Annotated in this window: 18 protein-coding genes and 2 pseudogenes; 11 read left to right on the top strand and 9 right to left on the bottom strand. The window is 67.6% G+C overall.

Going from position 1 to position 24,540, the window contains the following annotated elements:
* Positions 1–5: 5 nt before the first annotated feature.
* Entirely contained in the window at positions 6–680 is a 675-nt protein-coding gene (locus GA0070618_RS03660) for a helix-turn-helix domain-containing protein (RefSeq protein WP_143740217.1), read from the top strand.
* Complete coding sequence (locus tag GA0070618_RS03655) at positions 680–1,360, top strand: helix-turn-helix domain-containing protein (protein WP_088980361.1); 681 nt, start codon at positions 680–682, stop codon at positions 1,358–1,360. The genes GA0070618_RS03660 and GA0070618_RS03655 overlap by 1 nt, the downstream gene beginning before the upstream one ends.
* Positions 1,361–1,488: 128 nt before the next feature.
* Here the strand turns inward: GA0070618_RS03655 and GA0070618_RS03650 are convergent, their stop codons facing one another.
* Positions 1,489–2,061, bottom strand: coding sequence for a GIY-YIG nuclease family protein (locus tag GA0070618_RS03650; protein WP_088985260.1), 573 nt, complete (start codon positions 2,059–2,061; stop codon positions 1,489–1,491).
* 167 nt (positions 2,062–2,228) lie between these two features.
* Between GA0070618_RS03650 and GA0070618_RS03645 the strand changes: the two genes are divergently transcribed.
* Positions 2,229–2,591, top strand: a complete 363-nt coding sequence (locus GA0070618_RS03645; RefSeq protein WP_088980360.1) for a cyclic-phosphate processing receiver domain-containing protein — start codon at positions 2,229–2,231, stop codon at positions 2,589–2,591.
* Positions 2,592–2,701: 110 nt separating this feature from the next.
* Positions 2,702–2,956, top strand: coding sequence for a hypothetical protein (locus tag GA0070618_RS03640; RefSeq protein WP_231931591.1), 255 nt, complete (start codon positions 2,702–2,704; stop codon positions 2,954–2,956).
* On the opposite strand, the gene GA0070618_RS03635 is transcribed toward GA0070618_RS03640, so the two are convergent.
* The 4 genes and pseudogenes from GA0070618_RS03635 to GA0070618_RS35295 form a co-directional block, all read right to left on the bottom strand.
* Entirely contained in the window at positions 2,937–3,344 is a 408-nt protein-coding gene (locus tag GA0070618_RS03635; RefSeq protein WP_088980359.1) for a hypothetical protein, read from the bottom strand. The genes GA0070618_RS03640 and GA0070618_RS03635 overlap by 20 nt on opposite strands.
* On the bottom strand, positions 3,341–4,171 hold the full coding sequence (locus GA0070618_RS03630; protein WP_088980358.1) for an IS5 family transposase: 831 nt from the start codon (positions 4,169–4,171) through the stop codon (positions 3,341–3,343). The genes GA0070618_RS03635 and GA0070618_RS03630 overlap by 4 nt, the downstream gene beginning before the upstream one ends.
* 389 nt (positions 4,172–4,560) lie before the next feature.
* Positions 4,561–4,686, bottom strand: a complete 126-nt coding sequence (locus GA0070618_RS35120; RefSeq protein WP_269148472.1) for a hypothetical protein — start codon at positions 4,684–4,686, stop codon at positions 4,561–4,563.
* Between the two features lie 382 nt (positions 4,687–5,068).
* Positions 5,069–5,164: pseudogene (locus GA0070618_RS35295) on the bottom strand (hypothetical protein); the annotation flags it as partial.
* A 106-nt stretch (positions 5,165–5,270) separates the two neighbouring features.
* Here GA0070618_RS35295 and GA0070618_RS03620 point away from each other — a divergent pair.
* The 3 genes from GA0070618_RS03620 to GA0070618_RS03610 all read left to right on the top strand — a co-directional run bounded on the left by GA0070618_RS03620 (position 5,271) and on the right by GA0070618_RS03610 (position 13,898).
* Positions 5,271–8,486 carry an RIP homotypic interaction motif-containing protein gene (locus GA0070618_RS03620; RefSeq protein WP_088980357.1) on the top strand — a complete coding sequence of 1,072 codons (3,216 nt, stop codon included), beginning with the start codon at positions 5,271–5,273 and terminating at the stop codon, positions 8,484–8,486.
* A 13-nt stretch (positions 8,487–8,499) separates the two neighbouring features.
* Complete coding sequence (locus tag GA0070618_RS03615; RefSeq protein ID WP_143740583.1) at positions 8,500–9,564, top strand: 5'-methylthioadenosine/S-adenosylhomocysteine nucleosidase family protein; 1,065 nt, start codon at positions 8,500–8,502, stop codon at positions 9,562–9,564.
* 407 nt (positions 9,565–9,971) lie between these two features.
* Positions 9,972–13,898, top strand: coding sequence for a P-loop NTPase (locus GA0070618_RS03610; RefSeq protein WP_170107955.1), 3,927 nt, complete (start codon positions 9,972–9,974; stop codon positions 13,896–13,898).
* Between the two features lie 22 nt (positions 13,899–13,920).
* Here GA0070618_RS03610 and GA0070618_RS03605 read toward each other — a convergent pair.
* Positions 13,921–14,820: pseudogene (locus GA0070618_RS03605) on the bottom strand (IS256 family transposase); the annotation flags it as partial.
* Here GA0070618_RS03605 and GA0070618_RS03600 point away from each other — a divergent pair.
* From GA0070618_RS03600 to GA0070618_RS03585, 3 genes are all read left to right on the top strand, one after another.
* The gene (locus GA0070618_RS03600; RefSeq protein ID WP_231931590.1) at positions 14,723–15,982 is read left to right on the top strand and encodes an IS701 family transposase; all 1,260 of its coding nucleotides are present in this window, start codon (positions 14,723–14,725) and stop codon (positions 15,980–15,982) included. The pseudogene GA0070618_RS03605 and the gene GA0070618_RS03600 sit on opposite strands and share 98 nt — an antisense overlap.
* 180 nt (positions 15,983–16,162) lie before the next feature.
* Complete coding sequence (locus GA0070618_RS03595) at positions 16,163–16,942, top strand: transposase family protein (protein WP_088985258.1); 780 nt, start codon at positions 16,163–16,165, stop codon at positions 16,940–16,942.
* Between the two features lie 603 nt (positions 16,943–17,545).
* On the top strand, positions 17,546–20,575 hold the full coding sequence (locus GA0070618_RS03585) for an NACHT domain-containing protein (RefSeq protein WP_088980354.1): 3,030 nt from the start codon (positions 17,546–17,548) through the stop codon (positions 20,573–20,575).
* 741 nt (positions 20,576–21,316) lie between these two features.
* Here GA0070618_RS03585 and GA0070618_RS03575 read toward each other — a convergent pair.
* From GA0070618_RS03575 to GA0070618_RS03565, 3 genes are all read right to left on the bottom strand, one after another.
* On the bottom strand, positions 21,317–22,114 hold the full coding sequence (locus GA0070618_RS03575) for a helix-turn-helix domain-containing protein (protein ID WP_231931589.1): 798 nt from the start codon (positions 22,112–22,114) through the stop codon (positions 21,317–21,319).
* Positions 22,115–22,184: 70 nt separating this feature from the next.
* Positions 22,185–22,805 (bottom strand): YdeI/OmpD-associated family protein, encoded by a 621-nt coding sequence (locus GA0070618_RS03570; protein ID WP_088980352.1) that lies wholly within the window; start codon positions 22,803–22,805, stop codon positions 22,185–22,187.
* A complete protein-coding gene (locus GA0070618_RS03565; protein WP_088980351.1) occupies positions 22,778–23,890 on the bottom strand; it encodes an AraC-like ligand-binding domain-containing protein in 1,113 nt (370 codons plus the stop codon). Before GA0070618_RS03565 ends, GA0070618_RS03570 begins: the two co-directional genes overlap by 28 nt.
* A gap of 221 nt (positions 23,891–24,111) precedes the next feature.
* Here GA0070618_RS03565 and GA0070618_RS03560 point away from each other — a divergent pair, with 221 nt between their 5' ends.
* On the top strand, positions 24,112–24,492 hold the full coding sequence (locus GA0070618_RS03560) for a YciI family protein (RefSeq protein WP_088980350.1): 381 nt from the start codon (positions 24,112–24,114) through the stop codon (positions 24,490–24,492).
* The last annotated feature ends 48 nt before the right edge of the window (positions 24,493–24,540 follow it).

Raw genomic sequence — 24,540 nt, 5'->3', positions numbered from 1 at the left:
TTGCCGTGTACGAGAGCAAGCGACCACATCAGGAGAACGACGTCGTGGCCTATCGTCGAGGGCCGAACAATCTGCTTCGCGCGGCGCGGCTGGCGCTGCGGTCTCCGTCCGGGTCGGGGCGGCCGATGTCCCGGCAGGAACTGGCCGACGCGGTCAACGCCCACACCCACGCGCACACTGGCTGCCGCAGCGCCGTAAACGCCCGCTACATCGGCAAGCTCGAACGCGGGGAGCACCGATGGCCGTCCGAGCCCTATCGCACGGCCTTGCGGGAGATCTTGCACAAATCGACCAACGCCGACCTCGGGTTCTTCATCGTCAAGGGACACGCCCAGGATCCTGAGGTGAGCCCGGAGGAACCAGGTCCGGAAGGTAGCTGGACATCACCCGCTCCCGGCGCCGATCCCGGCCGCTCGGTATCGGTAGGGACGGCGGGCGGTCCGGTCAGCATGGCCCGAGCGGCGGCGGTGCGGGTGACGGTGAGCGTTCACGCCGAGACTGTCACGGCGCTGGTCCGTCACGACGACACGACGGGCGCTGTCGCGGTCCTCGCGGGGCCCGTCGAAGTGCTCATCACTCCGTCGGATGTCGCGCGGGGCCGCCTCGCGGCTGTATCCGGTGTGCCGTCGACTGCGGCTGGCCTTCGCCAGGTGTACCGGCTTCCCGATCGGCGGCGCTGATGACGAATGTGCGGGTCACGCGTCCGGCCGTGGATGGCCGGTATTCGTCGGGTCTGCGTTTCCCAGGGCTGATCACCGGGCAGCAGGTGGCCGAGGCGCGCAGGGACCTCGGTCGGCGGTTGGCCGCGTGGCGTGCCGAGCGGGGGCTGACGCAGATGCAGCTCGCCAAGAGCATCTGTTACTCCCGCAGTTCGGTCGCCAACGCGGAGATCGGCCGGGACACCAGCGTTCGCCGGTTCTGGCAGGACGCCGACCGGGCGGTCGACGCACGAGGGGCGTTGCTGGCCGCGTTCGACCAGATGGCCGCGCTGGTACGGGACTTCCACACCCAGCGGGCTCAGGCGCGGGACGAGGAACGCCAGCGGCGCGCTGGTCGGACTGCCATCCGGGCCACTCAAGCGGCGACGGGTGACTGCGGGTGCGGGATGGTGGTGGTCGGCCGGTGGACCGGACAGGAGACCCGCGCGTTACGCGAGGCCCTCCGGATGACCGTCCACGACTTCGCCCGGCACCTCGAGGTGGAGCCCGCAACGGTTTCCGGCTGGGAACACCGCCACACGTCTACACCGCCACCAGCGATGGCCACACAAGCGGCCCTGGACGAAACGCTCACACTCGCCGACAGCAACGCCATAGCCCGGTTCCTGCTGATCCTCGACACCCCGGACCACCACATGTAAGTCGGCCAGGTGAGCGGGAAGGTGTCTGCGCGGCATGCGCACCAGTCGCGTGATCGCGCAAGCCTTACCGCCACGCCCGATCGGCGGCATGAGCGCGCAACCGAACCCGTTCGCATGCGGGCAACCAGTTAGGGCGTTCGTGGCGGCTCGGCCGGGCGGCTGCTGGTGTTGTATGCGTTCTTGGCAGCGACCACGGCCGCCTGGAGATGCTCGGGGTCGACGCCCTGCACGTTGAGGGGCGGGTGCATACGCCGGACGAGTACGGCCTCGATGGTCGCCGGTTCCGCGTCCTCCGCCCAGGTCAGGCGCAGGTGCGTGTGCATCCACGCGGTCAGCCGCACCTCGTCCTCGGGGACCAGGACGACACGGTCAGTCCAGGCCGTTCGGTAGCCCTCGGCCACCAGAAGCCCGGCCAGGGTACGGCGCAGAGTCGAGCTGCCCGAACGCCTCAGATGGTTGCGCAGGATCCGCCCCCGCAGGCTGGTCGCCCGTCCGAGGTACAGCAGCCGTAGCGACGGGACGTTCTCATTCGGCAGCCCGGGGAGGTCGGGAAAGACCGAGGGAGCAGCCCACCAGGCGTAGACACCGCTACCACGGCCAAGCCGCCTGGCAGCGACACGGAGTTCAACCGGGACGCCGGAGAGCAGCCGCAGGGCCTCGTTGATCCGGGCTTCGTCCGGTCGCCGTTCGGGAATGATCATCCAGGCCATCGTAGGTCCCGGGCGGATCGCGGCCGGGACCGGACGGACCGGATGGACCGGATGCCCCACGCAACGGCACCTGCGGCAGCCTCGCGGGGTACTGCTTAGCGCGCGCCGCGCGGCAAATCCGGATGTCAGATGATGACAGTGCCAGGCATCATCATCACGTGGATGCCCGTCGAACTATCATCCTGGTCGATGACCTTCGTTCGTTCGTGGATGGCCGCGGCGCCGAGGTGGCCCGCACCAGCGCCGCCGGAGTTGAACTCCTCGATCGGTATCGCGACCGGCACCTGGATGAGCTGTGGCTGGATCACGACCTTGGTGGGGACGACACGATCTGGCCGGTTGTGGAGGTTCTGGAACGGGCTGCCTTCGACAAGTGCCCGTTTGACGTCGGCGTCATCAACGTCCACTCCGCCAATCCGGCCGGCGCCGTGAGGGTCGCCCAGGTCCTCCGGCGTTGGGGGTATCGGGTCCGCGTCGCGTCGGGCTCCACGGACGTCGGCTACCTCGACGGCCTCGTGTGAGCTGACCGACTCGAATGCGCCGCCCGACGGTTGTCACACCCGGGGCGGCAGATCCGAGCGCCGGTGAGAGGCGTCGCGCTGATGCTGCCACGACGTTGAATAATCCGCAGGTGGATGTTGCCGATCTGCTCGCCCGGGCTGCGGCCATGGTCCCCGCTGATCTCGTCAACGAGGCCGGCGTGACGGTGGTGGACGTCCGCGAGTACCTCGACCACGACGAGTGGGAGGTCGCGCTCGACCTCCTTGCGGACCTCGACACGGGTTGGCGACCGCCGACCGCTTGGTGGGATCTGCTGATCGACAGCGCCGACCTGAGGGGGCTCTCTGAGAGGCCGGTTCGTTGGGTTAGGTCCGTTTCGGGGTGAGGGTGAACACTCCGGGTTGGTTCTCGGTCAGGACGTGATGCTTGACCATGCGTTTGAGCTTCGCGCGGGCGCTCTCGACGTGTTTCGGGATGGGGTCGACGCCGAGGGCGAGGCAGATGTCCTTGGCCCGCATGCCGGTGGTCGTGGTGTCGAGGACCGTCAGGATCTGCTGGTAGGGGGCGCTGGCTATCGTCGGGTCATCGGCGGTGAACTCGGCGGCGGTGAGGATGCGCAGCGTGGTGCGGGTGACCTTCAGGTCAGCCAGCTCGCCCTCGATGCGGGCGAGGTCGGCGGTGAGGGCGGTGATCTGCTCGCGTAGCCGGTCGGCGGCCTGATCGGCGGTGGCTTCGCGTGCGGTGATCAGGTCGAGGATCACGGTGAGGTTCACCGGTGTCGCCAGGACGGTGTGCTGGTGCCGGTCAGCCGGCGCACGATGGTGACCATCGACGCCCACAACGTTCGTGACACGGCCGATTCTGGGCGGCTCTCGTACTCGCGCACGAGCCGGCGGTGCAGCATCAACGTGCCGTAGGTCTGCTCGACGATCCACCGCTTGCGTACTGGCACGAACCCGGGTCGGGTGTCGGATCGTTTGACGACCTCGACGTCGATCCCGAGGACGGCGCCGTGCAGCGCGAGGTCCTGCTTGAACCCGGCGTCGACCCACGCCCGGGTGACCGTCGGGGCGCGCTCGACGACTGTGTCGAGCAGTCGGATGCCGATGGCGTTGTCGGTGACCGAGGCGGCGGTCACCACGACCGCGATGACCAGACCGAGGGTGTCCACGGCCAGGGCGCGCTTGCGGCCGGACACCTTCTTGCCGGCGTCCTTGCCGGTCGTGGCGGCCGGGACATGGTTCGCCGCCCGGACCGACTGGCTGTCCAACACGACCGCGGTCGGATCCTCGGTCCGGCCGGCCTTCTCCCTGGCCTGGCAGCGCAGCAGATCATGGATCGCCTGGTCGGTGCCGTCGTCCCGCCACAGGGCGAAGTAGTAGTAGGTCGCGGACTTCGGCGGCAGGTCGTGCGGCAGGTACGCCCACTGACAGCCGGTCCGGTTCTGGTAGAGGATCGCGTTCACGATCTCCCGCAGGTCGTAGTCACCCTGATGCCCCGAGACCGAGACCCGCTTGGCCTTCCACGCCCGCAGGAACGGCCCGATCAACGCCCACTGCGCGTCGGTGACATCGCTGGGGTACGGCTTCCGATCACCCATGAACGGCCTAACGCCACTACCGCCCGACGGTCACGACCAGGATTCACATTCCCCGACATCGAGAGACCGCTATCCGTGGCGAACCCGCTGAAGGACCCTCAACCGGACGCAAAGCATAGATCAAATCAAAAGTCCTCGAACCGGCCTCTGACGGGGGGGCACCGGTCGACCTCAGCCACCTTTCGAGCGTCCTGTGTACCTCCGCACGGGCTGTCTCATCTGCCCAGAGCGTCCGCATTGCGTTCCCGACAGCTTCTACCACCGTGGGGTCATCACTCTTCGAAAGGTGCCCGGGTAAGGAGCGTTACCTCATCGCCGTAGAGTTTTGTCCTATTTAGACAGAAGGCCTTGTGGCTATCGGGTGGCCGGGCAGGGCTCCGGCAAAGTCGTCACGTGATGCCGAGTAGTGCCAGCGGGCGGGTGCTGTCGCGGGCGGGATGTCGCTTGGCGGGGACGATGTTGGTGACCCCCTTCAGGCGCAGGGCACCGATCGCGGCGTTGCGCAGTGCGGCCATGACTTCGGTGCCGGTGCCGGTGCCGGTGCCGGTGCGGATCTGGCTGCGGTCTTCGTCGTAGGTAACGTCGCGAACCCAGTAGTTTCTTGATGGCCCAGTAGCCGCGGACCCCGCCGGCCAGTTGTGCTGGTTTGGCCTGGTGGACGCGGAGGTCCGTGACGGCGTAGATGGTCTCGGTGGTAAAGCGTTCGGCTGGTCGAGGCGACGTCTGCGGCGGCGGATCTGGATGGCTTGGGCGACGTGTGGGAAGTCGATGCCGGTGGAGACGGTGAGGATCTTCAGGCTGCGGATCTCGCGGCGGCCGTGTCCGCGGGTCGGTGTCGCGGGTGGCGTCGGGAACGGCCCGCCAGGGCAGTGCGGTGAGCCGGGCGTGCAGGTGGGGCTGGTTGCCTTTGACCGTCAGGATCCAGTGGGCGCCGCGCTTGGCGAGGTAGGTGACGTGCTCGCGTTGGCAGTGCAGGGCGTCAGCGGTGATCACGGTGTCGCGTAGGTCGTTGATCTGGTCGAGCAGCGGTGCGAACCAGGTGATCTCGATGGTTTGCCGTCCACGTCGATGCTGGCCAGGACCACACCGGTGGCCGTGCTTGGACGCCGGCCACCCGAGGTATAATGATGGCCTTCATTGCCCGGTCAACACCCCGGGGTTCCACCGCCACGCCAACCCGCGCCCGGGACAATCGGATCCGATGATCAGCAACAGCTCCGGCGTACAGGTCGGCGACGGCAACACTCAGCACAACCACTACTACGGGCTTGCCACGCCCGGCGTGCCGCTGACGGAGTGGTGGAACGACACATGGTTGTCGTTGACCGACCCTCCCCTCGGCGCGGAGATCGTGCTGGCCGGGCGCCAGGAGCAGGCCGCCGCCCTGCGCGCCGCGCTCGACAGCGGCCCGGCCGTCGTCGAGGTCGGGGGCGAGCTAGGCGCGCTGGAGCTGAAGGCGTTCATCGCGGCGGCCCTGAACGGCACGCCGCTGGGCAATCGCACGCTGCTGATCGACGATCAGGCGGCCCTCCGCGCCCACCTGGCGGCGCAGGAGCCGGGGATCCTGGCCGTGCCGACTAGCCTGCCGCTGAACGAGATCCCGCTCCGGCGCCCGCACACCATCCTGGTGTACGGCAAGCTCGTGCCGAACCCGGCCGTGAAGGTGCCCGCGCTCGACGAGGAGCAGGTCGAGAGGCACCTGTCCGTCCCGATCGAGCCGGACCGGGCCCGGTCCCTCGGCGTCCTGGCCCGGCGTGGGCTGGGCCAGCTGTGGCGGGCTCTGGCCAAACACCGCTTGTTCGCGTTCCCGCCCTGGGCCCGGTCGGCCGATGTCCGCCTTCGCCGGCTGGCGCTGCTGGGCGGCTGGCACGGCGATCACGACGGCGATCGGGCGATCGTCAGTGAGTTCACCGGGGTGGATAACGCCGAGATGGCCGAGATGGCCGCTCAGGCGGCCGCGGACCCGGACATGGCCCTGCTCGGGCACCTGGGTCAGCGGTGGTACGTGCAGGCGCCCGAGGACAGCATCGTCCTGCTGGCGCCCAGCTTCACTGAGGAGGACCGGGCGGCATTCGCCGGCCTGGCGGTCCGCGTCCTCACCACGCACGGCGGGTCGGTGGCGATCCGGCGCGGCATCGCGGAGTCGCTGGTCGTCCTTGCGGTCCGCGATGGTTCGGCCGACCTCGTGCATCGGGTGGTGCGCGAGGTTATGAGCCAGGCGAACGTCTCCCTTGCGGACGTGCTGACGTATCTGGCCGAGGCATCCCCTACCGCGTTCCTCGACGCTGTGGGGACCGGCTGCGCCTCCTCCCGGGCGGCCCTGGAGCTCCTCGCCTGGCCGACCGAGCATTTCGGCGGTGCGGTCGAGGCTCTGGCCCGGATGGCCGCGGCCGATCCGGGCAGCAATCAGCCGGACCGGCCGGGCGCATCGCTTGCCGAGATCTTCGAGGTCACACGGCCCCAGACCAACGCACCCCGACCGGTCCGGCTGCGCGCCCTGAAGCGGATGCTCCGCGACCAGCCCGAGGTCGCCCGGACGCTGCTGCTCGACCTGCTCCAATCGGCCCGGCACGGAACCATCGGTACGCTCCACCCGACGCCGCTCCTGCGGGACTGGCCGATACCGGGGGTACCGCCGCCGGCCGAGACCTACGCCGCCTTCCGGGACGTCGCCGGCCTGGCCCTGGACGACCTCGACGACGATCCGGAACGCTTCCTCGCCCTCATCCCGTTGTCCGACAACCTGCCCGACGACCAGCGCTCCGGCTTCGTGGAGCGGCTGATGTCCCTGTCCGGTTCGGTCGACGACGAGGAGATGCGGCGGTGTCTGTCCGAGGCGCTCCGCGAACTGATCGCCCTGCACACGGACGTCGGCGACGCGCCGTGGGCGATGTCGGCCGACGAACTCGCGCCGTTCCGGCGGGCCGCCGACGCGCTCGCGCCGTCGCAACCGGCCGACCAGACGTTCTGGCTGTTCGGCGACCGGTGGCCCCAGCCGGAGGGCGTCACGAGGAGGCGGTCCAGCGCGGAGTACTTCACTGAGCTGTCCCGGCTGCGGGCCGAGGCGGTGGCGCGGATCCTGGCCTCTGGCGGTCTCGACGCGCTGGTGGCGCTGGCTGACCGGACCGGGAACGGCGACCTGATCGGGGCCGCCCTCGCCCAGTCGCCGTCCACCGAGCACGACGACGTGCTGCTGACCTGGCTGTCCGAGGACCGCCCGGCGAGCCGGCCAGACATCGCGTTCGAGTACTTCGCGCTGCGGATCCGGCGCGGCACCGACTACCTCGACCGCACCTCGGATCCGACTGCGCGGGCGAGGCTGCTGCTGGCGCGGCGCGATCCGGAGAATACCGATCCCGGCCCAGAGGAGGCCGCCGTCTACTGGCGCGAGTTTGCGGTCAACGGCCTCGGCCCGGGGTTCACCGGTGTCGCGAAGGCGGCGGCCGGCCTGATCAGCGTGGGCCGGTTCACGGCGGCCCTGGATCTGATCGCGATGTACGCCGAACAGGTCGACACGCGCGAGGTCGCCGTCGAGGCGGCCACCGCCTGCGAGGGATTCGTCCGGTCGGCGGAGGAGCCCCGCCGGCTTTCCGGATACGACCTGCAGATCGTCGTCGAACTGCTCGAACGTCACCGGGACGCGCTCGGGCCGCATCGGGTGACCGAGATCGAGCTGAACCTCGTCCCGCTCCTGCGCTACGACGCCCGTACGCCGACGATCCATGCCCGCCTCGCCGAGGACCCGGCCTTCTTCGCCGAGCTTGTCGAGACCGCCTTCCGCGCTGAGGGCTCCGACGAGACTGTCGACGACCCGGACCAAGTCGCCCGGATCCGCGCCATCTTCCGGGTCCTGCGTTCGTGGCGCCGCTGCCCGGGCACTGGCCCGGACGGGACCATCGACGCCAAGGCCCTCGCGGCCTGGGTCGAGGAGGCAAGACGACGGTTGTCGGCCTCCGGCCGGCTGCGCCTGGCCGACGGGAAGATCGGCGCCGTCCTCGCTTTCGCCGAGCCGGACGAGGACGGCTCGGTGCCACCTCTGGCCGTACGCGAGGTGCTGGAGGACGCCGACAGTGACGCGATGGACAGTGGCCTCTGGGGCGGCCTCTACAACCGGCGCGGGGTGACGATGCGTGGTCTCCGGGACGGCGGCGCTCAGGAACGGACGCTGGTCGAGCGTTTTCGGGAGTACGAACGTCAGGCCGAGGGATGGCCTCGATCGCAGCGGATCCTCCGGCAGTTGGCCGGCACGTACGAGCGGGAGAGCCGCAAGCATGACCACGACGCCGAGGTCTGGCGACGCGGAATCGAGTGGTGACGATGGAGATGACATGAACCCTGTGGACGTTCTGATCGTCGCGGCGATCCCGCTGGAGCACGAGGCCGCCAAGGCCGGCATCGAGGACTGGACACTCTGCGACGAGGACGACCCGCATCCGTACCTGCGGGGCGAGTACCGATGCTCCGACGGCCGGCGGTTGTCGGTGGCGCTCGCCCGGCCGGTCCGGATGAGCGGCCGCCCGACTGGGGTCGCGGCCACCGCGCTGGTCGACCGGCTACGTCCGGGCTGCCTGACCATGCCCGGCGTGTGCGCGGGCAATCCGGGCCAGGTCGCGCTGGGCGATGTGGTGGTGGCCGAGATGACGTACGAGTACGACGAGGGCAAGCAGACCACGGACGGCTTCGTCGGCGACCACCGGCAGTACCAGCTCGACCAGAAGTGGATCCGCGCCGCGCAGGAGCTGAATGCTCCGAGCGGGCTGCCCAGCTACGGCCCCGCAACCGAGGAGGAGGCCGCCCTCTGGCTGCTGGAGCGGCTGCTCCTCGATCAGGACCCGGTGAAGCACCCGGCGTTCGAACGCTACTTCCCACCGGGCACGTGGCCGCAACGGCCGGAGGCGATCGAGGCCAGGGGGCACATCGTCCGGCCTGGGGTGAAGTGGGTGCTGACCGAGGAGGGCCGCACGTTCATCGAGCGCGCCCGCTACGACGATGTGCACGGGCCCGCGAAGCTGCCGTTCGCGGTGGCGGTGGCGCCCATGGCCAGTGGGAGCTACGTGGCCAAGGATGGCGAGGCCTGGGCGCGGCTGTCGGCGATGGGCGTACGCACCGTCACCGGCCTGGACATGGAGGCCGCGACCATCGCCACGGTGGCCGAGACCCAGGGCGTACCGGACTGGCTGGTGGTCAAGGGCGTCATGGATCACGCCGACCCGGCCAAGGACGACCGCTACAAGCGGTTCGCGGCCCGTGCCTCGGCCGAGGTCCTCTACGCCTTGCTGGACCGGCGGGCCGTCCGATCACCGAACCCGGCCGCGCGCAACGTCCGGCTGGAGAATGTCCGGGGCGTACAGATCGGCGACCACAACGTCCAGCACAATGCCTTCAACGGCTGAGTGGTGCGGGGTGAAGGGATTCGAACCCCCTAGCTAAAAACGACGGGACTTCCTCGCCGGCACGCGGGCCGTATGTATCTGGCCACCAGATCCAGCAGAACCAACCAGGGTCAGGGTGGCTACTCGTCGTCCTTTCCGCATCGCACGACGTAGTTGTACTGCCTAAAGAGGAGGTTGGTCAACCTGGTGATGAGTGGCCGGCCACGTCGACGCTGTCGTCGCGCAGTTTCCGCTCGGCACCGCGCCTGGACCTTCGCGTCTCCCCCGATCTACGTCCTGACCACCGCGAAGAACCTGGGCACCGCCACCGAGTACGGTGCCGTGTTAGCGATGACGGATATCCTGCTACGGGCCTGAGATAGCGATCTTGTCCGAGAGCCATGCACGCAGAGTGGAGGTGGGCGCCGATGCCCGCGGATGGCCCGCTGCCGGGGAAGAATCCGCGGTTGCCCCCGACACCCAGCCTCTCAGAGTACGAGTTCGAGGACTTCACCGAGCGCCTGCTCAGTGCGAGTAGATTCTGCCAGGGGTCGGCTCGTCGGGTGATCCGGGTGGAGCGTTGGGGTCGGCGAGGCGACTCTCAGGACGGCGTCGACTTCGAAGGTGAATACAGCGATGGAAAGACCGCCGCTTGGCAGTGCAAGCGATACGACAAGCTGACGCTGGCAGACGTCCGGGAAGTCGTGCGTGTCTGCACCTTTCAGGCTGACGAGTACTACCTGGTGTTCTCCGGGGAGGCATCGCGCGACGCCAGGATGGAGATCAAGAACCACCCCAAGTGGCAGCTACTTGATCAGCGTGCCCTCGGACGCATGTTGGACGATCTTCCCTTGCATAAGCGACGGGACGTCCTTGATGCGACGTGGGACCGGCCGACTCGACAGTTCCTTCTTGGTGTTCCCGGCACCGACGCATTTCTCAGTCTCGACACCTTTGTCGCGGATCGTATGAAGGAGGACGCGCCGCTCAACGACCGTGGACCCAGCATCGGACGCGACGTCGAGCTTGCTGCGCTCCGGACTGTACTCGACCGATCAGCGGACTTCCCGACGGTTATCGTTGTTGCCGGCCCCGGAGGCCGCGGCAAGACGCGGTTGCTCACTGAAGCGTTGGCAGAGTTCGAGCAGGCCAACGCTCAGGTTCCGGTCGTCTGCCTTTCGCCGGGACGCAGCCTGGACCAAGCAGCAATCGACGAACTTCCGCACACGCCGGCCGTCGTGCTGGTGGACGACGCACACCGCGACCCAGCCGCCCTCGCAGCGCTGCTCACCTACGCGCGCCTGACGGAGGGCACGCAGGTTGTCCTCGGCTCTCGGACGTCCGGGGTTGCCGCCGTGCAGGCCGAGATTATCAACGCCCGGTTCGCGCCGGCTCAGGTCGAGACGATCCCGGTCGAGGAGCTGAGCCGCCGGGACGCACGCAAGCTGGTCACCAGCATCGCCGACGGGCTCGACCTGACCTTGGCGGCGCAGGAGTACTTCGCCGGCCAAGCCGTTGACTCGCCGCACGTGGCGGTCATCGGCGTCAACCTGATCCGTAGCGGCCGGTTGACAGCGCCCCTGAAGGCCGATAACGCCCTTCGCCAGCAGGTTCTCGCCAGGTACCAGGAGGTTGCCACCGGTGAGCTGGAGGGCGTACCGAACCGCACTGTGCGACGAACACTCGCCGTCTTCGCGGCTCTCGGCCCGATTGACGACAGCGACGACATACTGCGCACAGACATCGCTCGATTTGTCGACTTGGACATGGGTGACCTGCTGCGCCTCTGCCGGAGCTTGCAAGATCGCGGTGTCCTGGTGACGCGCGGCGGACTGACCCGCGTAGTCCCCGACGTGCTCGCGGACGAAATCTTGGAGACCGAAGCCGCGGTCGGGCGCCACGCGACCGGCTTCGCCCAACAGCTGTGGGAGACCTTCGGCAACCCTTCCGACGACCGGCTCGTGACCACGCTCGCGGAACTCGACTGGCGGCTCGTTCGACGGCACGGGCCATCGGTCATCGGGCCGATTTGGGAGTCGGTGGCGGACCGGCTCCGCAGTGCCGAACCCGTCGAGTTGCATCGAGCGCTTCGTGGGCTTCGCAACTTGGCGACCACCCTGCCAGTTCCGTTCCTGACAGTGCTCGAGGAACTCCGGGTCCGACTGCAGGAACATGACCAAACAGTCGACGATGCTGCAGCCGCGCCCCCGTTCTTCAACCGAGCTGAGAGCTCAAGGGACGTTCTCTGGCTCATGCCGGAGTTGTACGGGCAGTGCGCCGCCACCGCCCCAGAAACGCTCGAGACGGTCCTCGACGCGCTGTGGTCGCTGTACCGCGATGACTCACGGCCACCGAACCAGTACCCGGGCCATGTTATCCGGGTCATCGAGGACCGGCTCACGAGCATCGGCCACATGCCGGACCCGTCGTTCCCTCCCCGGATCGTGGCGTGGGTCGACAAGCAGCTCGCCCAGGCGACCGACCCGCAGCACGCGACGCCGATGTTCGCGCTACGTCCCCTGCTCGCGAAGGATGGCACCTGGACCGTCGCGGAGACCCGCCGACGCATTGCACTCCGTCCGTACGCCGTGTCGGCGACATGGGCACGACCGATTCGAGACGCGATCCGATCAACGCTTCTCCGGCAAGCGAGCGGGACCGACCTGCGCCGAGCCGGGGAGGCTGTTCGCCTCCTCGGCACAGCGGTCCGTCAACCGACAGGTCCGCCCAACCGGGAAGTGACCATGGAAGAAGTCCTCGATTGGGAAGAGGACGATCTCGCCACGCTGACGACTGTGGAGACGGCGGCTGTTTGCACCGGCAGCGCCGTGATCCGCCGACTGATCCGCCACGAGATCGGTTGGACAGCCGAGCACGCGCGATCGGTACGTGTTCGCCATGCTGCTCTGAGTCTCGTGACGTTGCTTGACAACCGGGACGACGACCTGGCAGAGGTCCTCCTGAGCACGTTCCGAGGCTTCCCGGCCCGGCGCGGAATGACGGTTGCAACGCTCGACGAGCTTCGGGCAGCGGAAGCAGCGCGAGCCGCCCGTGAAGCTGGCATGCCTCAGGACGAGATCGACGCAGAACACAGCGAGCAGCGCCGAGTCAGGATCGAGGAGCGGGCGGCGATGCATGAGCGCGCAGTCGCGCAGGTCGTCACGCGACTGGCGTCCGACAGCATCCCTGAGTTGGTACGAACGCTCCGCACCTCCGCGGTAGAGGTCGAGCTGGCCGCACCTAGGCCACCTACGCTGTGGGCTCTCTGGCGGGCGTTCGCCAAGCAGAGATCCGATCTCATCCCTCACGTGGTTCGGGAGATCGCCGACGGACCTGCGTCTGTCCTCGACCAGAGTCTGCATCAGCTGCTGGATGCCTGGGCCGACTACGACGCGACCGGTTTACTCGCTTGGCTGGCTGACGCTTCGAGCTACCGCACGGACGTTCGTCTAGCCATCGGCAACGCCTTCGCCACGTATACCTGGACGGACCGGGGGGCACCCTTCGAGCAGATCCACCGCGAGGGCATAGCGGAAGCCGAGCCCGAGCTACGCAACCGCTTCATCATGGGCAGCCACAAGTTGCTCGCTACCGCGCCCGCCGCGACGGTCCACCTTCTGCTCAGCGAACAAGCCTCACCGCACGCGCTGACGAATGCACTGCAGAGCGCATGCGGCTACGACGGGCTCAGCTGGGGCCAGACCCAGAGCGACGAAGACGCCTCGGCGATCCTCGACCTGATCAACCACGCAGACTGGGACGACTACACCGTCCAGCAGATCGCCGCCGGCATAGCACTCACTTACCCACGCCTGGTCCTTAACCACCTCCAGAACCTGCACGGCGACGGCGGCCGCTTGCCGACAGACGCCGATGGCTTCGCGGACGCCTTCGACCGAAACGCCGAGGCGCTCGCGTACTGGGTGGTCGACCGCGCTCATCACGGCGAAGCCGCGAACGCATCGATTGTCGTCGCGATCGCTATGGGGGGTGGCATGACGACCACTCAGGCCCAACATTTCGCCGCAGCCGTCGATGAGCTCGACGGTGCCGCGCTCGAGGACACGGTGTCGGCGCTCCGAGAGGTCGGCGCGTGGCCTCTGCACCACCCCGACCTGGCCAGGACCATACTTGTCAGGGCGCGCCTGCTGAACGGCAACATGGCGACGCGAGTGCTCGCCGACATCTCGGGCGCCATGACGCTCCGCTCGTGGAGCTTCTCGAACGGCGTGTCCGACGAGCTCAACAGCGCTCGCGCGGCCGCTGCACAGGCAGCGGCCACCGAGACAGATCCGGACCTCAAAGCAGCTTTCACCGCTGCCGAGTTGTGGGCGGCTACGGGAGTGTCAAGTTAACGGCTGATCTTGGTTGAGGTGGTCAGTGGTTGGCCGGGGTGAGCCGGCCCTCGAAGGCGATCTGGAAGGCGTTCAGGGGTGCCTTCCAGCGCATGGTCCAGCGTCGGCGGCCGGTGCCGGTCGGGTCGAGGCTCATCAACGCCATATACACGCACTTGAGGGCGGCCTGTTCGTTCGGGAAGTGCCCACGAGCCCGGACGGCCTTGCGGATGCGCGCGTTGACGGACTCGATCGCGTTGGTGGAGCAGATGACCTTGCGGATCTCGACGTCGAAGGCGAGGAACGGCACGAACTCGGCCCAGGCGTTCTCCCACAGCTTCACGATCGCCGGATACTTCTTGCCCCAGGTCTCGGCGAACTCCAGGAACCGCTCGGCCGCGGCGTCCTCCGTGGCCGCGGTGTAGACCGGCTTGAGCGCTTTGGCGATCTTGTCCCAGTCCTGCCGGGCCGCGTACCGGAACGAGTTACGTAGCAGGTGCACGACACAGGTCTGCACGATGGTGCGCGGCCAGACCGTCTCCACTGCCTCGGGTAGACCCTTGAGCCCGTCGCAGATGAGCATCAGGACGTCGGCGACGCCGCGGTTCTTCAGTTCGGTGAGCACGTGCAGCCAGTGCTTCGCGCCTTCGCCGCCGTCACCGGCCCAGATCCCGAGGATGTCCCGGTGGCCGTCGACGGTGACTGCCATGACCAGGTAGATCGGCCGGTTCGCGACCTGACCGTCCCTGACCTTGACGTTGATGGCGTCGATGAACACGACCGGATACACCGGGTCGAGGGGCCGGTTCTGCCACTCGACCATGCCGTCCATCACCTTGTCGGTGATGGTGGAGATGGTCTGCTTCGACATCTCAGCCCCGTACACCTCGGCCAGATGGGCGGCGATCTCGCCGTGCGTCAAGCCTTTGGCCGACAACGACAGCGACCGTGCGGGGCAGTATCTGCAAGGGCTGATGCTGGACGGGCGGCGTAAGTCGGTGCAGCCGATGGCGGGCCGGCTGGTGGGTGTGCACGATCAGGCGTTGAACCATTTCGTGACGAACAGTCCGTGGGCGGTGGAGCCGGTGCGCCGCCGTCTGGCCCGGCGGATGGACGCGGCGATCGGGCCGGCGGCGTGGGCTTTGGACGACACCGGGTGGCTCAAGTGCGGATCGGCGTCGCCGGGGGTGGCCCGGCAGTACACCGGCACGGCGGGGAAGGTCACCAACTGCCAGATCGGGGTGAGTCTGAACCTGGTCACCGATGTTGCGTCGTGTCCGGTGGACTGGCGGCTGTTCCTGCCCGGGTCGTGGGATCCCGCCTCACCCGAGGCCACCGACGATGTCGAGCGGCGACGCGCCCGAGCGCAGATCCCCGACGATGTCGGGCACCGGGAGAAGTGGCGCCTCGGGCTGGACATGATCGATGAGGTGACCGGGTGGGGTCTGACGGCGCCGTTGATCGTGGCCGACGCCGGGTACGGCGACAGCGGCGAGTTCCGCCTCGGTCTGACCGAGCGGGGCCTGTCCTATGTGGTGCAGGTGGCCACCACGATCAGTGTGTATCCGCAGACGGCGGTGCGGACCGCACCGCCGTACCGTGGGGTGGGACAGCGACCGAAACAGCGCTACCGGGAGCCGGCCGTCTCGGTCAGGGACCTGATCGCATCCGTCGGCCCCGACGCAGCCCGGACGATCGCCTGGCGGGACGGTTCCCGCACCCGTGCGGGCAAGCCGGTGAAGATGCGTTCCCGGTTCGTGTTCCTCCGCGTCCGTCCGGCCGGTCGGGTCCTGCGGGCCGCCCACCGCGACCGCGACCTGCCCGAGGCGTGGCTGATCGCCGAATGGCCGGCCGACCGCTCGGAACCCACCAAGTACTGGCTGTCGAACCTGCCGGCCACCACGACGAAACGCACCCTCATCCGGTGGGCGAAACTCCGGTGGCGCATCGAGCACGACTACCGCGAACTGAAGACCGGACTCGGCCTGGACCACTACGAGGGCCGCACCTGGCAAGGCTGGCACCACCACGTCACCCTCGTCTCCGCCGCTCACGCCTTCTGCACCCTGCAACGCCTCGACCCAAAAGCCCCCGCGCCGGCCTGACCCTCTACGCCGTACTCCGCGAACTACAAGCCCACCTCGTCCGCCTGGCCGGCGCCTGCCCCACCTGCAAAACCCGCTTCCCCACCAGACGAAAACCCCGAGACCAACCCCGATCATGACAAAGCACTACTAAAGGACGTCTCGTAACTCGTCCGCTGGTCCATGGTGGATCATGTCGTGGTGCAGGTGATCTCGGCAGCCCGCCCGGAGTGGATCTTCCCGTTCACTGGGCTGCAGCCCGCCCAGTTCCGCCGCCTCGTCGGGCTGGTCGCCGAGCGTGGCGGTGACGCCATCGCTGACGGTCGGCCGGGCCGGCAGTGGTCTCTCGACCTCGCCGACCGGGTGTTGCTGGTGGCGGCGTACTGGCGCACGAACCTGACAATGCGGCAGATCGGCCCGCTGTTCGGGGTGTCGCACTCCGCCGCGCATCGGGTCATCGACACCGTCGGCCCCCTGCTCGCTCTGACGCCGGGGCGTCGGCGTCGGGTCGAGCAGATCACCATCGTCGACGGCACTCTCGTGCCGACCCGGGACCACCGCCTGGCCGCCCCGAGCAAGAACTACCGCTACAGCATCAACCTGCAGGTCGCCATCGACGCCCACACCCGCCTCGTCGTCGCCCTCGGTGATCCGCAACCCGGTAACCGCAACGACACGATCGTCTACCGCAGCTCGGGTATCGACCAGAAGTTGGCCGGACGGCCGGTCATGGCCGACGGCGCCCACCGCGGCAACCCCGAGGTGATCATCCCGTACCGCAAGCCCGCCGACGGCAGCGAGCTACCCGAGTGGAAGGCGGACCTGAACAACCATCACCGCACCGTCCGAGCCCAGGTCGAACACACCCTGGCCCGCATGAAGACTTTCAAGATCCTGCGCGACTACCGGCGTGCCGCCAGCACATTGACCGACACCGCATCCGGCATCGCTCATCTCCACAACATCATCGTTGCCGGCTGAACGCCGACCCGTTGCCCGGCCAGGCTTTCACCGAGTTACGAGACGTCCTTTAGGACGGTGGTTCCGGTGCCGGTACAGGCTTGATGTAAGTCTTCCCGAACGTCACATCTCGCACGTGATGGACGAGATTTTCGATGAGCCACTCGCGGCGGATTCAGTCCTGCAGGTCGGCGGGTGGCGTCGGCGGCGGGTAGCGAGATGGTGAGGTAGGCGGTATCGCGGCTGGTCTTGCCGCGGTGGTGCGGGTGCGGGTGATCCGGACGGCTTGGCGGGCGTGCGGAAAAAGAATGCCGCCGGGATGTTCATGGAGACTGCCTTGACGGTGCGGGTCTCGTGGCGGCCGTGGCCACGGTCGGGGATTGGTGGCCTACCGGGGTCTGCGCCTAGGACGGGGTCTTGAGCTGGGCGTGCAAGGTCGGCTGGTTGGCCTTGACCGGGATCAGTAGATGGCCGCCGTGCCGCGCTTGGCGATCTTGTTCACGTGGCCGGTCTGCGTGTGCAGTGCGTCCGCGACGAACTTCAGACACTTCAACCGATGCCGGGCAAGGAACTCCTGAGTATCCTCACCGTTTGTCAGGTTACGGCTATCGGAGGGGATGTCGCGTGCGGGCGATCGACCAGTATCGGAAGACCGAGCAGACGTATCGCGAAGCCCCGGAGCCCTCTACCCTCTACGAGAACATCGCTCAGGTCGACTTCGAACTACGGTTCCTGACCCTATGCGTCGCCGGTTGCCTGCGGCAGAACGACCCAGAGGCGGTGAACCTGGGCCGTGCTCCAGGCTTCGGAAGCTGGACAAGCTATCTGCGCCGCTTCCTCTCGCTCGCGCCGAACCTGCCGAGCACCCCGGCCGTGCGCATTGTCACTGGTGCCGTGAACCGAGTCCTCGGCGCGCTCGACTCCCACTGGCCCAACGACTCCGGGCTGACAAGCCTCCTGAAGCTGCGGAACCACCTGAGTCACGGGGGCCCCGTCCCCCATGAGCCGGATCGTTCGGCACTGGCAAAACATGTCAAGCGAGTTATCTCCGAGGTCACCGAGGCCGTTCACGCGATGCTGGCCGACGCGGAGATGAGGCAGGGGACGCGCACCGGCGACAGCATGTTCGGAGTGACGCTCGCCTGGCCGGACGGCTCCCTTCCGCTGTGGCCGTTCGTGCTCTCCGACAACATCGGAAGCTGGTGTCTCCTCGCCCAGTTCACCGGACTTCAGCCGGTCTATATTCGGCCCGGCGAATACGCGCCGGTCCGGTTCAATCTGGCCGACGAGGAGCTGGTGCATGCCATAGGCCAGTCCATCGAGGCGAAGAACGGCGACCGCGCGTTCGCCGCCTTCATTTCGGACGTGCGTGCCGACCTAGCCGGTTTTCGTGACCGGGACTTCGATCCCTACCACGATGAAATAGCCGGTGGTGTCGCATTTTTCTGGAAACGCGCAACCAGTGAGGGAACCGAGGATCGCATCGACAGATTCCGGTTGGGCCCGGACGAGGCGCGGCAGTGGAAAGATGGTACACAGTGGCAGCCGTACTCACACTTCCTCCGGCAGTTGGCGAACCTGACCGTGGTGGCTCGCAGGATCCGGCAGCAGCTTGTCGAGCTCTACCAGCAGTTGGTTACTGAGGAACAGACCGCGCTCGGCTGGGCTGCGATGCCGCCGAACCCAGTGGAGTCGAGAATCCGGATAAGAGATCTCTCCGGTCAACCGGCGGCCGAGAGCAGTGACATGCAGTCCTTCGACCAGCTCCTCACTCAGATCGACACCAGCGTCGAGTCACGAGGAACCCACACTCAAGTCTACTTCGTTACTGGTGAGGCCGGCATCGGCAAGACCCGGGTTCTCCTCAAAGCGGCACTCGACCGCGCCAGTCAGATCGAGGAGGGCAAGAGCCCGGAGGGCCCGCTCTTCCTCTACGTGTCGTCGGCCGGGCATGTTCTGGCTACACTACCGATGGTGGTGGACGCGGCGGTCACGGCGACCCGAAACCTCACCGAGGCCGCAGTTCGGGCGTTGTGCCGCAATGGCCTCATGGCACTCTTTGTCGACGGATTCGACGAGTTGCTCGGCGGCGTCGGTTACGACGACGCGCTGGGATCCTTGAGGCCCTGGATCGAGGATCTCGGCGGCCGCGGAGTGATCATCGTTTCTGCGCGCTCCTCTTACTACCTGAACCAGTACCGGTCCAGCATTCAGCGGGCTGACGGTTCACAGCGCCTCGCTGTCCGGCACCAGGTGGCCGAGATCCAACGCTGGGACAAGTCCCTGGCAGCGCGCTTTCTGCAGATTAATGGCGTGCCGGAACGGGAGACCGCGGTCCTGAGCGAACAGGACCGCGATCTGCTAGGTCTGCCCTTCTTCGCCAGAGTCTTCCTCGAGGATGTACGCAGGCGTGCGACCAACCGAGACGTCGAGGCCGCTACCGGCCGGCCCCTGCCGCAGCGTCTCATCGATCAGTACATCAACCGGGAGATCGCGAAACTCACTACCCCAGGCAGCAGACCACTCCTGACCAATATGGAGTTGGAGCGCATGTTCGAGTATCTGGCCCAGCTGATGGCCGACCAGCGGGAGCGCGAGGTGTCCGTCGAGGAACTTCGGTTTGCCGCCTCGCTGGCGATCAATAGCGAGGATCTCGAGGTGCGCCGCGGCCTGACGAACCGTCTATCGGTTCTTTGCGGTGTCGCGTTCGCCGGGAACAGCAGATCCACCGAGAAGCGCTTCACCTTCCAACACGAGCTCTTCTACGACCAGTTCCTCGCGAACGCAATTTTGGAGATGATTCGCAACGATAAACATGTCGAGTTCCATGACGTTCTGGCCAGCGTGGAATGGCGAGCCGCGACTGTCACGCATGTGGTCCGGTACAGCGCCGAAACCATCCCTGACCTTATGATCACCGAGATGGGTCAGATCCGGCACGTGTCGCCGGAGCGGCAGCAGACTTTCCGCAAGAACCTCGGTTCTCTCTGGGCTGAGGTGGCCCGGGTGCTTCGTCGCCTCGGTTCGGTGCGGATCCACGACGTCGAGTTCGACGTGCTGGATCTTTCGGACGTGACATGCGGGCAACTGACCTTCGCCCATTGCGCCATCAACGAACTGATTCTGCCGTTGACACCGTATATCAACTTCGACGACTGCGACATCGAGACCCTTCGGGTGAGGACCTTGATGCGGCTGGGACATGTGACCGGACTGGATCCGGAACGGATAACGCTTCTGATCACCCCGCAGTCTTTTTGCGAGGGGACGGCGGATATCTCGCGCGAGTTGACCCGGCTCGGTGTACCGCTGCAACGGGTGGCTGAGAGCCGTCCGGACAGCCAGTTCGCCAACCACGTCGACGTCTTCCTGTCCCGTGTCATCAGCCGGGCGGACTCGATCGTGGTCTACGAATCGGACTACCGCAGCGCCGAGGAGCAGTCCGGCTGGCAACATCGCCATGGCCTCGACGTATGGAGGGATTTCGTCCGGTTGCTGGTCAACGCGGGCTTGGCGGATCTCGTACCGATCACGTCGGCCGGACCAGCGAAGGCCAAGGTCCGGTTCAAGGTGCCTCCCACGACGATCCGGGCAGAAGGCCCGGACAATGACAACGTCACCGCTTTCTGGAGTCAGGTCCGCGCCAAGCCCTGAGCAGGCATCGTCGACGAATTGGCTCATGACCGGGTGCTCCGGCGCGATGGACGGACCAGCTTTCGACGGACTGGGCGGGACGCCAACCGGCCGAAGTCGAGGCGTGACCGCGAACAGGTGGACTCAGTCGGCCGGAGTGGACGTCATCGCACGTTGTCCGTCTACTCTCAATCCGCGGGTTCGGGGTTCGAGTCCCTGGCGGCGCACCAGCAGCAAGGCTCTGACCTGGTGTTTCACCCGGGTCGGAGCCTTTTTCGTTTCCCGTCGGTGGCCCGGTGCTCGGTGGGTGCTCGGGAGCGGTTGGACTGCTGCGGCTGCGCTGGACGGGTGGCGTGACGGCGGACGTTGGCGGTTGTCCATCGTGGTGGTGCTCATCGCCTCAAACAGGTAGATGTGGTGGCCGCGATTCCTGGGGGCAACCGGCGCGGTGAGGTGACGGCGTTGACGGACTACGTTCGGGCCTGCCGCGAGCGCGCTCGTAGGCTGGGGCTCACCACCACCACCACCACCACCGCGCTCGGTCCCTAGGAGCCCAAGTTGCTTACGGACGAGGGCTTCGAGGCGGGACGACTCGCGGGGCGCCGGCAAGCACTGCCGGACCGTACCGCTGACCGGCGGTACTCCGCGACACGAAAGCGTCCTGGAGACCCGTGACGCTCCGCAACGCACGACGCGTTGTCCCTCGCGCCGTACGCGCTCCGGCTTGTCAGCGCGGTGTCGCGGGCGCTTGGTGGCCTGGTCTCAGGTGTGTCCGGGACAGCTGCATCGTAGGTGCGGTTCGAGTACGTCGGCGCGTTCGTGCCGCATGGCGTGTGCCCGGTCTTCAAGTTGCCGCAGTTGGTCGGCGGTCAGGCGACGGGCGTTCCAGATCAGCGCGGCGACCTCGGCCGCGTCTGGGTGGACCGGCCGACCGGCACTCGTCAGCTCGATGCCGGTCAGCGCGCTGAGGTCGCGTGGCGAGATGTCGAGGAAGGCGGCGAACCCGGCCAGCAGGTCTGGTGTCAGAGCCTTCCTACCGTGTCCGATCATGCCGATCGTCGACGCCGACAGCATGTCGCGGCGACCTATGCCGAACAGGTACTTGGCGGAACCCAGCCAGTTCAGGTTGCGGTTGTGCAGCAGGCGCAGCACCAGGCTGCCGGCGCCGCTCGGGTACCGAGGGTACGGCGGCGGCCCCGGTGGGCGGGGCTGCTGCGGCATCGCCCGGACGAGTTGGTGCAACTCCGGTGCGGCGTTTGGCAGGTACGTCAGCTCCCAGGCCAGCCAACCGACGGCGCTGGCGGCGGCCGGGTCCAGTGGGGCGAGGTCGTCGGGTACCTCCCGGCCGGCGACAACGAACAGGTCGCTGGGGTGCAGGTCCAGGGCGGGCGCGAGCCGACGCAGCAGTGACGGCTCAGGCTCGTTTCCCCTGAGTACCGACGTGATCTCGGTGTGGGCGACGGATGCCCGGCGGGCCAACGCGCTGACGCCGATGCCACGCACCTCGGCCAGCCGCATCAACTGCACGCCGAACGCCGCTGGTTCCTCCACCAGTTCCACCCTTCGCCACCGCTGTCTCAGCTGAAGCCGTCAGCCCTCGCGGGCGATCGTGGGAAGTGGGCCTGCCTGATCATTCAGACGTCGATGACGCCGGACTCTGAGGCTTGGCCTTCTGCGGGTAGATCGTCTCGTGGCGGGCGAGCATGGCGACGAACTCGACGATCTTTCGTTCGCGGGTCTGGGCTCGCTTGACGGCGTTGAGGCGGTGGATGAGAGCGAACCGGTTGGTCTTGGTGAGGACGTCGAACATGGCCTGGGCAGCGGGGTCGGCGGCGATGGCGGTGAGGAGGTCGGCCGGCACCTCGGTCTCCGACGGTGGGGCGTAGGCGGCCGCCCATCGTCCGTCCGCCTTGGCGGCTTCCACCGCGGCGCGGCCGGAGGGCTCCATCCGCCCCTGGGCTTCCAGCCGGGCCACGTGGGTGACATTCCGTTGTGACCAGGAGCTGCGGGGCCTGCGGGGGGTGAACCGGATCCAGGAGCTTTCCTCGTCCCGTTTGCGGGCCTGCCCGTCGATCCAGCCGAAGCACAGCGCCTCGTCGACCGCCTGCTGCCAGGTCAGCGTCGTGACGGTGCCGCCCTTTCTGGTCAGGGCGAGCCAGACGCCGGGTGACGTGGCGTGGTTGGCCGACAACCACGCGCGCAGGGCGTCGGCGTCCCCGACGATCAACTCATCCAGTTCGGCGTTCGCCATGACGGCAGGTTAGCGCTGCGGCTGGGGCCGCCGCCGCTGCCGTGCTCGCCCGGCTCGCCTTCGCCGCCGCCGAAGTCCGTCACCCGACCGGAGCTTCCGGGCCGCCCGCTCAGATGCACGGTCGGGAGCTGCTGGCGGAACTCGGTCGGCGACTGGCCGTAACGGGCGCGGAACGCCTGGCTGAAATGCGCGGGGCTGGTGAATCCCCACCGGGCGGCGATCGCGTTGATGGTGCGGCCGGCGAGCCGGGGTTCGGCGAGGTCGCGTCGGCACCGATCGAGGCGCTGTTCGCGGATCCAGCCGGCGACGGTGTGCTCCTCCTGCTGGAACAGCTTGTGCAGGTACCGCACGGAGATGTGGTGCGCTGCGGCGATCACGCTCGGGGTCAGGTCCGGGTCACCGAGATGGTCGCGGATGAAAGCGTGGATACGGGCGGTCAGCGCCTGCCGGCGCGTGTCCGCAGGGACGACCTTCTGGGCGTCCAGCGCGTCGGCCAATGCCGTGATCAGCACGTCGAGCGTCAGGGTGGCCAGACGCGCGGTATCCGCCGGGGTCAGGCTGTCCATCTGGTCGGCGAGTTGCAGCAGGAAACGCGACGACAACGCGCCGATGCCATGGGTTCCGGGAATGCGGACGGCGCTCAGTTCACGCAGTTCCCGGGCCGGAAACGGTAGTAGGGCCCGGGGGAAACGCAGGAGCAGCATCCGGCTCGTCGAATCGTCCGGCCGGAGCTTGGCCACGTACGGACGCGACGTGTCGTAGAGCACGAGATCCCCGGCACCGAACTCCGCGCGTCGGCCGTCCTGTGTCAGCGTGCCGCTGCCATTGACCATGCAGCTCACTTTGAACACTTCCGGGTCGGCCTGCCGGATCAGCCGGGGCGTGCGGCGCACCGAGTGCGCCATCGTCGTCATCAGGGTCGCCTGCACCGGGCCGAACTCGCTGATGCCGACCCGCGCCTCGAATCCGGCTTCCGCCTGCCGTTCCCGGGCCAGGTCGTACGGTACCCAGAGCTTCGCGCTGACCTCGCGCCAGAAGGCGAACCGGTCGCCCGGCGAGACGTCGGCAGTGCTGACAACGTCCATCGACCAACCATAGTGACCAACCGGGGCGCTCCCGTCCGATTAAACCCGTCCAGCGGCCACCTCGTGGGTGACACCGCTGGGTGCGGAAGTGGATCGAGTTTCCGGGATGGTGTCGTATCAGGGTGCGGCCGTTCGTGGAACGAGTGCGGCGGCCGTTCGGGTCGCCGGACACGGGGAGTCGGGAACGGCCCTCGTCCCGGGAAGACCAAGAGGAGACGACCATGACGGAGTACCTGATCGCCTTCAACGACGAGTGGGTGCGGCCCCACACGGCGGAGGAGATCCGCGCGAAGGGTGTGGCCGGCCGGGCCGTGATCGAGGAGATGCGGGCCGCCGATGTCCTGATCTTCAGCAACGGCGGGCTCGACCGGTCCACCGCCGTGTGCAGTGTCGAGTTGGTCGACGGCCGGCCTGTCTTCACCGACGGCCCGTACGTCGAGACCAAGGAGCACCTCGGCGGTTTCGCCGTGGTGGACGTGCCCGACGACGAGACGGCGCGATACTGGGCCGGCAGGCTCGCGACGGCGCTCGACTGGCCGCAGGAGGTGCACCGGTTCCGGGGTCCCGGTGAGGCCCGGCGTGACGGCTCCGGGGAGAGGTGAGCGTGATGCCCAGGTACCTGTTGTCCGTCTACGGACCGGCCGAGCCCA

The sequence above is a fragment of the Micromonospora echinospora genome (assembly GCF_900091495.1).
Taxonomy (GTDB): domain Bacteria; phylum Actinomycetota; class Actinomycetes; order Mycobacteriales; family Micromonosporaceae; genus Micromonospora; species Micromonospora echinospora.
The sequence above is the reverse complement of the archived record's forward strand: the minus strand, read 5'-3'. Positions and strand labels throughout refer to the sequence as shown.

Bases quoted from the DNA above. Each gene is read 5' to 3' on its own strand.
- GA0070618_RS03655 (WP_088980361.1), top strand. From the start codon at position 680: ATGACGAATGTGCGGGTCACGCGTCCGGCCGTGGATGGCCGGTATTCG.
- GA0070618_RS03650 (WP_088985260.1), bottom strand. From the start codon at position 2,061: ATGATCATTCCCGAACGGCGACCGGACGAAGCCCGGATCAACGAGGCC.
- GA0070618_RS03630 (WP_088980358.1), bottom strand. From the start codon at position 4,171: ATGGGTGATCGGAAGCCGTACCCCAGCGATGTCACCGACGCGCAGTGG.
- GA0070618_RS35120 (WP_269148472.1), bottom strand. From the start codon at position 4,686: ATGGCCGCACTGCGCAACGCCGCGATCGGTGCCCTGCGCCTGAAGGGG.
- GA0070618_RS03615 (WP_143740583.1), top strand. From the start codon at position 8,500: ATGAACCCTGTGGACGTTCTGATCGTCGCGGCGATCCCGCTGGAGCAC.
- GA0070618_RS03610 (WP_170107955.1), top strand. From the start codon at position 9,972: ATGCCCGCGGATGGCCCGCTGCCGGGGAAGAATCCGCGGTTGCCCCCG.
- GA0070618_RS03600 (WP_231931590.1), top strand. From the start codon at position 14,723: ATGGTGGAGATGGTCTGCTTCGACATCTCAGCCCCGTACACCTCGGCC.
- GA0070618_RS03570 (WP_088980352.1), bottom strand. From the start codon at position 22,805: ATGGCGAACGCCGAACTGGATGAGTTGATCGTCGGGGACGCCGACGCC.
- GA0070618_RS03565 (WP_088980351.1), bottom strand. From the start codon at position 23,890: ATGGACGTTGTCAGCACTGCCGACGTCTCGCCGGGCGACCGGTTCGCC.
- GA0070618_RS03560 (WP_088980350.1), top strand. From the start codon at position 24,112: ATGACGGAGTACCTGATCGCCTTCAACGACGAGTGGGTGCGGCCCCAC.